This is a genomic window from Nocardia sp. Marseille-Q1738, from assembly GCF_965283145.1.
Window position 1 is genome coordinate 425,289 of sequence record NZ_CBDIMS010000004.1, and the last position, 11,318, is coordinate 436,606.

Here is an 11,318-nt window from a genome sequence, read left to right on the forward strand (position 1 = left end):
CTGATCTCCTGGCAAACGCGGTATGAGGGCAGCGTTTTCACCCGGGAGCACATATGACCGACACCCGATCCGCCTCCGACGACGAACGTCGGCTCGCCGAACTCGGCTATAAGCAGGAACTGGCCAGAACCTGGTCCGGATTTTCCAATTTCGCCATCAGCTTCACCATCGTGTCCATCCTCACCGGTGGATTGGCCAGTTATGGCATCGGATTGGCCAATGGCGGGCCGATCACCATGGCGTGGGGCTGGCCCCTGGTCTCGATCATGGTGCTGTTCGTCGGGCTCGCCATGGCGGAGCTGGCTTCCGCCTACCCGACCTCGGGTGGGTTGTACTGGTGGGCCGCGGAGCTGGGCGGTCCGGTGTGGGGGTGGTTCACCGGCTGGTTCAACCTGATCGGTCAGATCGCGGTCACCGCGGCGATCGACTACGGCGCGGCCATTTTCACCACTGTCGTGCTGAACGTGATCGGCGTCGACATCGGCACCGACCGCACGGCCATCTTCGGAGTGTTCGCCGCGATCCTGGTCCTGCACGCCGTACTGAACGCGATCGGACCGCACCTGTCCGCGGTGATCAACAACGTGTCGGCGTGGTGGCACGTCGGCGGCGTGGTGATCTTCGTCGTCGTGCTCGGCTTCGGTGCGAAGCACCACCAGAGCGCGGGATTCGTCTTCACCGAAACCGTTGACAACAGCGCGATCGGATTCGGTGGCGTCGCGTTCAGTTTCCTGCTCGGCCTGCTGCACGCGCAGTACACCTTCACCGGCTACGACGCGTCCGCGCACATGTCGGAGGAAACGCACGACGCGTCCCGGATGGCGGCGAAGGGCATCATCAACACCATCATCGTGTCGGCGATCGCCGGATATCTCCTCATCCTTGCGGTGACGTTCGCGATCCCGAATCTCGACGACGCACTCGATCCGGAGAAGAACAGCGGCTATCCGGTGATCTACATCCTGGAGAACTCGCTGAACGGGTTCTGGTCGGGCCTGCTGCTGGTGATCGCGGCGGTCGCCCAATTGTTCTGCGGATACGCCTCGGTGACCTCGGCCTCGCGCATGCTGTTCGCGTTCGCGCGGGACGGCGCCGTGCCCGGGGCGAAGCTCTGGTCGAGGCTTTCGGCGCGAAAGGTTCCGGTGCACGCGGTGCTGTTCATCTCGTCCTTCGCCTTCGTGCTGCTGATTCCGTCGATGTTGGTGCCCGCGCCGAACGCGCCGACCGCATACGCGGCCGCCACCTCGGTCGCGACCATCGGCCTGTACATCGCCTATGGCATCCCGATCCTGCTGCGGCAACGCCACGGCGCCCGATTCCGCACCGGTCCATGGCAACTCGGCGCGTGGTATCGCCCGGTGGGTGTGGTCGCGCTGATCTGGATCGCGCTGATCAGCTGCTTGTTCATCCTTCCCACCGATGCTCGCGGCTACCCGTGGCACCCCGAATTCACCTGGACTACCGTGAATTACGCTCCGCTGGCCCTGGTCGGCGTGGTGGGTGCGATCGGGATCTGGTGGCTGATGTCGGCGCGCATCTGGTTCACCGGACCGAAGCGGACGGTGGACGAGCCGCCCGCCGGCGAGCCGGAGGCGGAGGCACCCGCCGTCGTCTGAAGCGATCGGCTACGGCGAGGTCGGATTCCCGGCTTTGGCATGTCGAGTTTGTCGGCCTCGGTCGCTAGGGTTTGTCGGCATGGAAAGGACCGACCTGGCACGTCTTTCGCCCGCCGGAAGAATTGTGTTCCCTGGAAATCCCTGGCCCGAGGGGCATGCGATCGAGGAGTTCGCGTGGACCGGCCGCATGGACCAGGCGGGTGGCCTGTGGTTCGATCTGCATCTGCGGTCCGCGGACTACGACGCCGAATACCGGCCCGAGGACGACCGCGACGACGACAGCGACATCGACGAGGATTGGCTCTCACCCATCGTGTGGCAGAACTATCACCGCTGCACGTTGTCGTCCACCTACTGGGGCGAGGACGAAGGCACCGGCCTGCGCGCCGCCGCGCCCGGACGCCCCTTTCTGTTGAAGTCCGAACAGCCGCAATGCCTCACCGTCGATCCGCTCCCCTTGGCCGACGCGAACGACGTCGAATGCCTGGCATTCAACATCTACCTGCTCGGGCACGACTCGGTCGCCGACCAGCAGGTCTCCTTCACCCGGCGCGCGGACGGCAAGCATGACATCGACTGGCAGGGGCGCATCGCGCTGACCTACGCCGGCCAGGTCGAATTCCGGTACCGATTCCAGGCTCGGATCCCGGGCGCCACGCTGGAATACATCCGATTCCCCGCCGAGATCTCGGCCGAGCAAGCCCACCGGCAGCTCAGCGCCGTACTCGACGCTCCCGAGCAATTCGAACTCGGCCTCGTCGACGGGCAGCCCGCCTGGGTGTCGAGGCTCCCGGCGTGATGCTCCGCGGCGTCCGGCCCTACTGACCGAGGGTATGGCCCGGCAGTATGCAGACCGCGTCCAAGCCGAGGACGTGGTTGAGCCGGCCGAACGCGAGCCACGAGCCGATGCTCATGCTCAGTTCGACCACTTCCACCTGGCTGTAGTGGGCGAACATGCGGCCGAAGAACTCCTCGTCGAGGTTGTGGTGATCGGTGGCGTAGCGCTCGGCGTATTCGGCGGCCAGGCGGGTGCGTTCGTCGAAGGCGTCGGTGCCGCGCCAATGCGCGACGGCGTCGGCGAATTCGGGCTCGACCTTCTCGCCGTCGCGCTCGGTGCGCCAGTCCAGGCAGAACAGACAGCCGTTGATCTGAGCGATGCGCAGCCTGGCGGCCTCGAACTCGCGCAAGCCGAGGGTGCTGTGTGCATAGACCGACAACGAGAAGTTCGAGGCGGCGATCCCGATGCCGGGGACCATCTCGCCCCAGACATAGCCGATCGGGTCCTTCCCCTCGGGAATATCGATGATCATGTGCGCTTCCCTAAGTTGTAGGTGTCTGGGGTTGGTGCCCTGGATGCCCAGGACGGTGGGGTGTAGCTGATGTGGCGCTTGCTTCTGTTGTGGCTCGGAAGGAATGGCTGCCCCACCGTGCTGGACGCTCCGGCCACTGATTGAGATCTGATGCGGTTCGTCGCTGGTTAGGGACCTGATGGCGGGGTTGTCCACGGGCTTCGGTTGGGTGAACTGGAGTGTGAGAGTGGCGCTGCGCCAACGGATCTGGGTCGGTATCGATGTCGGCAAGGCCGGCCACCATGTGTGCGTGGTCGATGAGAACGGCAAGGTGTGCTGGTCGGGCAAACTCGCCAACGATCAGCGGGCGATCGAGGCGGTGATCGACCGCGCTCGCAAGACCGGGATCGAGTTGCGGTGGGCGATCGATCTGACCAGCCCACTGGCCGCGCTGCTGATCACGGTGCTGCTGGCCGCCGGTGAGTCGGTGGTGTACGTGCCCGGCCGCATGGTGGCCACCATGACCGGCATCTTCCGCGGTGAGGGCAAGACCGACGCCAAGGACGCCCGCGTCATCGCCGACACCGCCCGTATGCGCTCGGATCTGCAACCGGTGACCGCACCCGACGAACTGATCGCCGAGCTGACCCAGCTGTCGAGCTACCGCACCGACCTGATGGCCGAGTGGGTGCGTGGAGTCAACCAGCTGCGCGCCATGCTCGCCGCGATCTTCCCGGCGTTGGAGGCCGCGTTCGATTACTCGACGCGTTCGCCGCTGATCCTGGTCGCCGGACTGTGCACCCCGGCCGAGATCCGCAACGCCGGAATCAACGGTGTCACAACATATCTCACCGACAATGGGGCGTGGCGCAAAGGGATCGGCGCGATGGCCGCGCAGGCGGTCGCCGCGGCCGGAACCCAGGACATCGCCGTGCCGGGCGAGGCCACCACCGCCGCGCTGATCAAACGGCTCGCAGGCAAGCTGCTCGACCTCGACCGCGAGATCAAAGACCTCGACAAGCAGACCACCACCCGATTCCGGCAACATCCGCAGGCGGGGATCATCGAGTCGCTGCCCGGCATGGGCCCGCACCTGGGCACCGAGTTCCTCGTGAGCACCGGCGGTGACGCCCTGGCCGAGTTCACCACGCCGGGCCGGTTGGCCTCCTACGCCGGGCTGGTGCCGGTTCCGCGCGACTCCGGCCGGATCAGCGGCAACCTGCACCGGCCCAAACGCTACAACCGCAGGCTGCGGCGTGTGTTCTTCATGGCCGCCTTGTCCTCGATCAAGAACGAGGGGCCCTCGCGAACGTTCTACCAGCGCAAACGCGCCGAACGGCTCATTCATACCCAAGCCCTCCTAGCGTTGGCCCGACGCCTGGTCGACGTGCTGTGGGCCCTGCTGCGCGACAACCGCCCCTTCGACACCAAGCCCCCGAGCATCAACCAGGTCCCCACTGCGGCTTGACATCGTCATTGAGATTCCTTCCGAGTTTGCCGACCGCGGGCCGCAGCGGAATATCCAGTGCGTCATAGAGTCCGGGCTGCGCGGCTACCAGCCAGTCGATGGCGCCCACCAGGCGACCGACGGCCGTGGCGTTCCCGCCCGCGGACCGGTTGCCGTCCTCGTCGGTCGCCTCGACGGTCACTTCGATGCGCGGGTGACCCTCGATGATCACCCGGTGCGCACCCGCACCGCCGTCGGCGGGCGTGGGCCAGTCGGGAGCGCAGGACGGATGGATGCGGGTGACATGCTCCACGACCAGGCGCGGTTGCCCTTCGACGATCCCCTGGACCTCGAATCGCACGGCGCCCTGGGTACCCGCGGCGAACTCGCCCATGGACGAGGTGGTGACCGCCGCGTTCAGGGCACGACGGTCCAGCGTCTCGCGGATCTCGTCGAGCTCGACACCCAGCGCTCGCGCCATCAGCCGAATCTGGCCGCCCCACACCATGGTCGGCACCGATGGCGCGAGCATCGGCGGCTGGTAGTCCATCGGCTGGCCCATGCCGACCAGGTAACGCACCGAATCCGGTTGATCGTAGGTGGAGTAGTCGAAGATCTCCTGACACCGGATCGTGTCCACCGTGCTGCCGAGCCCGCTGATCAGCAGTGGCAGCACGTCATTGCCCCACCCGGGATCGATGCCGGAGACGAACAGCGACCCACCGCCTTCGGCGATCGCGGCCAGCACCGGCTCGCGCACCTCAGGTGGGGCGTTGCGCGGGTCGTACAACGCATAGAGCGCGGGCGTGACGACCACCGCGCCCGCGCGCAGCGCCAGCACGATATCGGCGAGCGCGTCGTCGGGGCGAATATCGCCGGAGGCGGCATAAACGACGGCGCCAGGGCCGGCCGCGAGCACATCGTCGACATCGTCGGTGGCCGCGACACCGAGCACGTGGTCGAGGCCGCCGAGTTCGCCCGCGTCACGGCCGATCTTATCCGGATTGTGCACGAGCACTCCGGTCAGGCGCAGCGCTGGATGGGCGTCGACGGCCCGGATGGCCGCCCGGCCGACATTGCCGGTGCCCCAGACCACCGTGGAGATCATCGATCGAGCGTAGCAAGCGCTTGGTCGGCTGTTCGGCGTTCCTGGAAAGCGCACGCGGAACGCGATCGTGGCACGGTCCGGATTCCCCCGCCGAACGGGCGATTCCCGAACGACGGGGGGCGATACGATGCCCCCATGGCGCACCCTGCCCCAGCGGGCCCGGGGGCGACGGTCGCATCAGGCCGCTCGCCGGTGGGATCGCGGGGCAACGGAGTTGCCGAGGTGGTGGAGCGCTTCGCCGACGCGTGGCGCACGGCTGCGACACCGCCGGACTTGGCCGCCTACCTGCCCGACTCCCCCGCCATCCGCCGGGTTTCGCTGATCGAACTGATCAAGGTCGACCTGGCCAACCGATGGGCCCGCGGAGCCGCGCCGAAACGGCTCGCCGACTACGTCGACGAACTGCCGGAACTACGCACCTGGCCGCTGCCACCGGATCTGATCTACGAGGAATTCCACGTCCGCAGGCACGCGGGCGGCTCGGTAGACGTTGCCGAGTACACCGCCGCCTATCCCGAGCGGGCCGACCAGCTCTCGGAGATGCTCGCGACCGACGACTACCACAGCACGCTCACGGTCGCGGCCGAACCGGCGAACCTCGACGACCTCGAGCCCGGGCAGAAGATCGATGACTTCGACCTGATGACCGGCCTCGGCCGCGGTGCCTTCGCCCGGGTCTTCCTGGCTCGGCAGCGGTCGATGCAGCGACTGGTCGCGGTGAAGATCTCCCACGACAAGGGTACGGAACCGCAGACACTGGCCCAGCTCGACCACGACTACATCGTGCGCGTCTTCGACCAGCGTGTGCTGGCGAGCCGGAAACTGCGCCTGCTGTATATGCAATACGTGCCGGGCGGCACGCTGTTCACTGTGCTCGAGCGGGTCCGCGCGACACCGCAGCCGCGGCGCGGCGGCGCACTGTTGCTGGAGGTCATCGACGAAGTACTCGCCGCGAAGGGCGAGATCCAGCCCAGTGAATCGCCGGTGCGAGCGGAGCTGGCCGGGTTGTCCTGGCCGGAGACCGTGGCATGGCTCGGACGCCGCTTGGCCGACGCGCTCGACTACGCGGGCCGGGCGGGCGTGCTGCACCGCGACATCAAACCGGCCAATGTCCTGCTCACCGCCGATGGCGTGCCGAAGCTCGCCGATTTCAACATCAGCTTCAGCGGCAATGTCTCTGGTGCCAGTCCCATCGCCTACTTCGGCGGTTCGCTGGCATACATGTCCCCCGAGCAACTCGCCGCCGTGCACCCGGACCTGCCGACTTCGGCCGAGGATCTGGATACCCGCAGCGATCTCTTCGCCTTGGCCGTCGTGCTCTGGGAATTGCTCACCGGCCGCAAACCCTTCGCTGACGACGCGGTGACCGGCGGTGACCGTACCGCCCTGGACGGGATGCTGGAGCGTCGATCCCACAGCCCGGAGGCACTGCCCTACGCGGATCTACCACCGGATTGCCCGGAGGCCTTGCGCCGCGCCCTGGTCCGGGCGCTCGACCCTGAACCGGACAACCGTTGGCCGTCCGGCGCCGACATGGCCCAGCAGTTGGCGGTATGCCTCGATGCCCGCGCCCGCGACCTCGTCGATCCGACGCCGGGTAGTTGGCGCCTGCGCGCCCGCCTGCTGATGCACCCGATTCTGGTGCTGGCCATCGCCGTGCCGAACGCGTTGGCGATCCTCTACAGCTTCAATCACCATCGCACGCTGATCATCGACAAACTGGACGCGCAGGCACGGCATCGCTTCGATCAGATCGAACTCGCGACCATCCCCGCATGCTTCCTGATCGGCTTCGTTGTCACCAATCTGCTACTCGCCGGGCTCTGGTCGATCGCACGTGGGCTGCGCAAGGGTAGGTCCTATGACCCGGAGACCCTTGCCAGGGCCAGAGCCAACACGCTACAGCTCGGCAGACGCAATGTGCTCGCCTGCTTCGCGCTGTGGGCGATCTCGGGCGTCGTGGTCCCGGTGTCGGTGCAGGTGTCCGGCAACCAGATCACCACGGCGGCCTACGTCCATTTCATGATCATCCAGATTGTGTGCGGTGCCATCGCGATGGCCTACCCCTACTTTCTGGTGACCTTCTACGCCGTCCGGTCGCTGTACCCGACGTTTCTGACGCATGGCGGACTCGGCGCCGAGGACGCGCGTCGCCTGCGGCAACTCGACGCGACCAGTACCTACTTCCTGGCCGTCGCCGCCGCGGTGCCGTTGCTGGGCGTGGCCGGCGTGACCTTCATTCCGCCGGAGGACATTCCCGCCGTGATCATGCCGCTGCGGGTGCTGTGCGTCGGTAGCGCGCTGGCGTTCGTCGGGGTGTATTGGCTGTTCCGGGCGCTGGAAAAGGACCTCGCCGCGTTGGAGGGCCTCGCCGAGTCGCGCCGATAAGCGGGGTCGTACCTCGACACCGGCGCCGACCACGGGGCGTTCGACGTCGTGCGGGGTGCCCGACGGGGCTGATACCCCCGGAGGCCCGTGATGACCGCGGCTGGACCGCCGAGTGACTCGTCGGTAGCGTTGTCGCGCAGGGGTGTTGCCGAGCGCCAGGGGATGGCGGCGCGGCTCCGGATCGCGACTAGTACGGTTAACGCTGGCCGCCCGGCGCGGGGGCGGCGGTCGGGATCGGGCGGAAAGGCGGCGCGAGCATGAACGATTCGTATTCGTCGTGGGCTGCCCGGAATTCGTCCGAAGACCTGCCACTGGCGGCGCGCTATCAGAGTGCGGACCCGATCATCTGGCACGGCAGCATGGTGTATCCGATGTACACCGAGCAGATCGGCCCTTCGCCGACTACCGTCACCGTGACAATGCTTTCCGCGGCGCCGCCCGCCGGGCTGCGCGGGCTGGGGATCGGTCTGTCCGTGGTCGACGGCTATGTGGACTTGCACGGGCGGTCGCTGGCCGGAGTCGATGCGTGGAGCGACGCACTCGCCGAAGGTGTCGGCTTCCACGTGACGCCGACGGCCCCGAGCACGTTGGTCACTCTCACCCCGGTCTGGGTGGACGAATTCGGCACCCAGAAGTCCTGGACCGGCAATTACGGCATCGTCGTCGAGCACCGGCCCGAGGGGCGAGTCGTCTTGTGGTGCAGCATCGGCGAGGGGCCCCCGAACTTCGCCAACCTGGTCGTGGCGGTGTCGACCGCTCCCACGGTCGTCGCCCCGGACGTATCCGCCGCGAACGCGCCCGCGACGACACCGATGGCGATGAGCACGCCCCCCACTCCCTCTGCATCCACCGAAGGTCCCCCCACAGCGCAGACAATGCCTATTCCCCGCATCGACGCTGCTCCGCGGGCGGGCGAATCCACCACTACCGCCAGTACGACCGTGGGCGAGTCCCCGCAGGTCGCGAATGGCCGCCCACCTGCCAACGGGCAACCGGTCCCGGGCCGACGCGCGGGCAGTCTCTTCACGAACGTACAGTCGTCACGGCGGCCTGCCCAGGAAGCTCCGCGTTCCGCCCCCGGATCGGTCGGCGGCGACACGCAATCCCCAGTGGATCCCCCGCACCTAGGGCTACACCTTCCGGACTCGGAAACGCAGGCCACAGCAAACGGCCCCCTCCGCGCCGCCGGTCCATTGCTGACAAACCCACACTCTCCGGCAGATTCCTCGTATTCAGCACCCAGCCCGCTGCTGGGGAATACGCACCCCGCAGCAGATGGCCCCGGCACTTCCTCCCACCCAAGGCTCGCGTCCCGTCGCTCCGCGGCGGAAGTCCCCCGGCTACCACCGGTCGATGCTCCCAACCCGCTGGCCCCGCATCTGGTAACCGACACCCCACGCACTGACTCCAGCCCACGGGTGTCGAACACGGCACAGCACACCATGGATGCTTCGAACCCTCCCTTCGGCCCGCCGGTCGCGAATACACATCCTGCGACCTACCCCTGGGACTCGGCACCCACCCCACAGGCGCCGTATACGCAGCCCCCGCAGCATTCTCCAGGCCCGCCGGTAGCGACCATGCAGAGCGCGACGAATACCACACACTCAGCCCCCAGTTCGTCGTCGCAGAACAGGCAACCACCAGTAGGAACTCCCAGCTCCGCCCCCAACCCACCCGTTCCGGATACCGCGACCGATCCGCCGTCGCGACCGCGGGCCGGCGAACGATCCGCGGCAGTCGATCCGCCGCGGTCCGCGACCGAGGCCAGGCAGTCGGGCGATCCCGGCTATCGCGGCGCGCTCTACGATCTCGGCGTCGCCATGTCCACCATGGGGGAGGAAGAACAAGCCTGCGGGTTGTGGACCCAGGCCGCCGAGGCCGGGCACGCGGGCGCCGCGTACGAACTAGGGCTGGTCCGGTACCGGCACGGTGATCGCGCCGGAGCCGAAACCTGGTGGCGCACCGCCGCCGAACGCCGCGAACCTCGCGCTATGGCAGGGCTCGCCGATGTGCTGGACCAGCAGGGCAAACACGCCGAGGCCGATTCCTGGCGTGCCTACGCCGCCGAGCAGCAACCCTCCGACGTGCTCGGTGAGGCGACGTAACGGTGGGGTCGATGCCGGACCGACGACCTCGAACGGAAAATAGCTGGCGCGTGCCTCCGAGCATGCCGTAGGTTGCCGGGCATGGGTGGCAGTGGCGGTGTGAACACCGCATACGCGGTTGGCGGGTATTACATCCGGCTGCGTAGGGCGGCCTGGGCTCTGCCAGCGCACCGCACCGCTCTGATCTTCTGATCCATTCGATCGGAATCCACGCCGACGGCCGATAGGCGCCGTCGGATCCGCCGTGCCCTGGCATGGGTCCGGGCGAATCAACCTTCCTGATTCGACCACTCCGTTCGGAGGACACCCATGTCCCGCCATCGCTCTCTTCCGCTTGCCCGAGGCAGCAGGCTCAGCACCCCGAGCACGCGAATGCGGCTGTCGCAGAACTTTCTCACCGATGCCGGTGCCGCGCGCCTGATCGTGCGCGCCTCCGGTGTGGGCGCCGACGACCTGGTGTTGGAGGTCGGACCCGGTGACGGCATGCTGACCCGGCACTTGCTCGGTACCGCAGGCCGCGTCCGCGCCTACGAGAAGGACCGGCACTACGCGGATCTGCTGCGCCGCAGGTACGCGAATGATCCGCGAATACACTTGTACCACAGGGATTTCCGCACCGTGCGCGCTCCACGGGAGCCGTTCGCCGTTGTGGCCAACGTGCCGTTCGCCATCACGACCGACATCGTGCGCTGGTGCCTGGCCGCGCGGCGGCTCACCTCCGCCACCTTGCTCACCCAAATGGAGTTCGCCCGCAAGCATTCCGGCGACTACGGCCGCTGGACCAAGCTTGCCGTCAGCCATTGGCCCACGACGGCGATCGAGCTCGGCGCGCGTATCGGCAGGCACAGCTTCCACCCGGTTCCGCGAGTCGACACAGCCGTCCTGCGGCTGCGCAACCGGCCCGATCCGCTGCTCCCGCGCGAGCTGATCGGCGACTACCGCAGGGTGGTCGAGCTGGGTTTCTCGGGAGTCGGCGGTTGCCTGGCCGCGTCACTGCGCCGCGAGTTCCCGGCCGGCGCAGTGCGCGCCGCCTGCGCGGCGGCCGGAATTCCGCTCGACCAGCCGGTCGGGCTGGTCTCACCCGATCGCTGGCTGGTCCTCTACCGAGCACTGCGCACCTGACCGGGCCCTGCTGGGAGTGCCCGGTGGGCCGGGAAACAGCCGACCGGGCACCTGCGGCATCCAACGCCCGGATAACGACGGCAGGCGGGCCGACCGCGGCATCTCGGCGATGGGCATTCGCCGGAGATGCCGCGGTCGGCCTACCCTGCTGGTCGACTCCGGCAGCCACGGTGATGCCGGCATCGTCCAGCGGCGGACCACGTCCGCGGTTCAGCCGGAACCGGCGGGGATGGCGGATCG

The 11,318-nt window shown here is 67.7% G+C and carries 9 protein-coding genes; 6 read left to right on the forward strand and 3 right to left on the reverse strand.

Features of this window, described 5'->3' with window-relative positions; translation table 11 throughout:
• The first annotated feature begins 53 nt into the window (after positions 1 to 53).
• A complete protein-coding gene (locus ACWPXK_RS18555; protein WP_454197385.1) occupies positions 54 to 1,616 on the forward strand; it encodes an amino acid permease in 1,563 nt (520 codons plus the stop codon).
• A gap of 79 nt (positions 1,617 to 1,695) precedes the next feature.
• Positions 1,696 to 2,415, forward strand: a complete 720-nt coding sequence (locus ACWPXK_RS18560) for a hypothetical protein (RefSeq protein WP_454197386.1) — start codon at positions 1,696 to 1,698, stop codon at positions 2,413 to 2,415.
• Positions 2,416 to 2,434: 19 nt separating this feature from the next.
• Here ACWPXK_RS18560 and ACWPXK_RS18565 read toward each other — a convergent pair whose 3' ends face one another.
• Complete coding sequence (locus ACWPXK_RS18565; RefSeq protein ID WP_454197387.1) at positions 2,435 to 2,926, reverse strand: carboxymuconolactone decarboxylase family protein; 492 nt, start codon at positions 2,924 to 2,926, stop codon at positions 2,435 to 2,437.
• A 226-nt stretch (positions 2,927 to 3,152) separates the two neighbouring features.
• Between ACWPXK_RS18565 and ACWPXK_RS18570 the strand changes: the two genes are divergently transcribed.
• On the forward strand, positions 3,153 to 4,373 hold the full coding sequence (locus tag ACWPXK_RS18570) for an IS110 family transposase (protein ID WP_454195839.1): 1,221 nt from the start codon (positions 3,153 to 3,155) through the stop codon (positions 4,371 to 4,373).
• Here the strand turns inward: ACWPXK_RS18570 and ACWPXK_RS18575 are convergent.
• A complete protein-coding gene (locus ACWPXK_RS18575) occupies positions 4,348 to 5,460 on the reverse strand; it encodes an NAD(P)H-dependent amine dehydrogenase family protein (protein WP_454197388.1) in 1,113 nt (370 codons plus the stop codon). The genes ACWPXK_RS18570 and ACWPXK_RS18575 overlap by 26 nt on opposite strands.
• A gap of 135 nt (positions 5,461 to 5,595) precedes the next feature.
• On the opposite strand from ACWPXK_RS18575, the gene ACWPXK_RS18580 reads away from it, so the two are divergent.
• Positions 5,596 to 7,848, forward strand: a complete 2,253-nt coding sequence (locus tag ACWPXK_RS18580) for a serine/threonine-protein kinase (RefSeq protein ID WP_454197389.1) — start codon at positions 5,596 to 5,598, stop codon at positions 7,846 to 7,848.
• A gap of 649 nt (positions 7,849 to 8,497) precedes the next feature.
• On the opposite strand, the gene ACWPXK_RS18585 is transcribed toward ACWPXK_RS18580, so the two are convergent.
• On the reverse strand, positions 8,498 to 8,674 hold the full coding sequence (locus ACWPXK_RS18585; RefSeq protein ID WP_454197390.1) for a hypothetical protein: 177 nt from the start codon (positions 8,672 to 8,674) through the stop codon (positions 8,498 to 8,500).
• Between the two features lie 997 nt (positions 8,675 to 9,671).
• Here ACWPXK_RS18585 and ACWPXK_RS18590 point away from each other — a divergent pair.
• Together ACWPXK_RS18590 and erm are read left to right on the forward strand one after the other, a co-directional pair.
• Positions 9,672 to 9,956, forward strand: coding sequence for a hypothetical protein (locus tag ACWPXK_RS18590; RefSeq protein WP_454197391.1), 285 nt, complete (start codon positions 9,672 to 9,674; stop codon positions 9,954 to 9,956).
• Positions 9,957 to 10,265: 309 nt separating this feature from the next.
• Positions 10,266 to 11,078, forward strand: coding sequence for a 23S ribosomal RNA methyltransferase Erm (gene erm / locus ACWPXK_RS18595; RefSeq protein WP_454197392.1), 813 nt, complete (start codon positions 10,266 to 10,268; stop codon positions 11,076 to 11,078).
• Positions 11,079 to 11,318 lie beyond the last annotated feature (240 nt).

What these genes read in the sequence shown, in the direction of transcription:
- ACWPXK_RS18555 (WP_454197385.1), top strand. Translation starts at nt 54, where the DNA reads ATGACCGACACCCGATCCGCCTCCGACGACGAACGTCGGCTCGCCGAA.
- ACWPXK_RS18560 (WP_454197386.1), top strand. Translation starts at nt 1,696, where the DNA reads ATGGAAAGGACCGACCTGGCACGTCTTTCGCCCGCCGGAAGAATTGTG.
- ACWPXK_RS18565 (WP_454197387.1), bottom strand. Translation starts at nt 2,926, where the DNA reads ATGATCATCGATATTCCCGAGGGGAAGGACCCGATCGGCTATGTCTGG.
- ACWPXK_RS18575 (WP_454197388.1), bottom strand. Translation starts at nt 5,460, where the DNA reads ATGATCTCCACGGTGGTCTGGGGCACCGGCAATGTCGGCCGGGCGGCC.
- ACWPXK_RS18580 (WP_454197389.1), top strand. Translation starts at nt 5,596, where the DNA reads ATGGCGCACCCTGCCCCAGCGGGCCCGGGGGCGACGGTCGCATCAGGC.
- ACWPXK_RS18590 (WP_454197391.1), top strand. Translation starts at nt 9,672, where the DNA reads ATGTCCACCATGGGGGAGGAAGAACAAGCCTGCGGGTTGTGGACCCAG.
- erm (WP_454197392.1), top strand. Translation starts at nt 10,266, where the DNA reads ATGTCCCGCCATCGCTCTCTTCCGCTTGCCCGAGGCAGCAGGCTCAGC.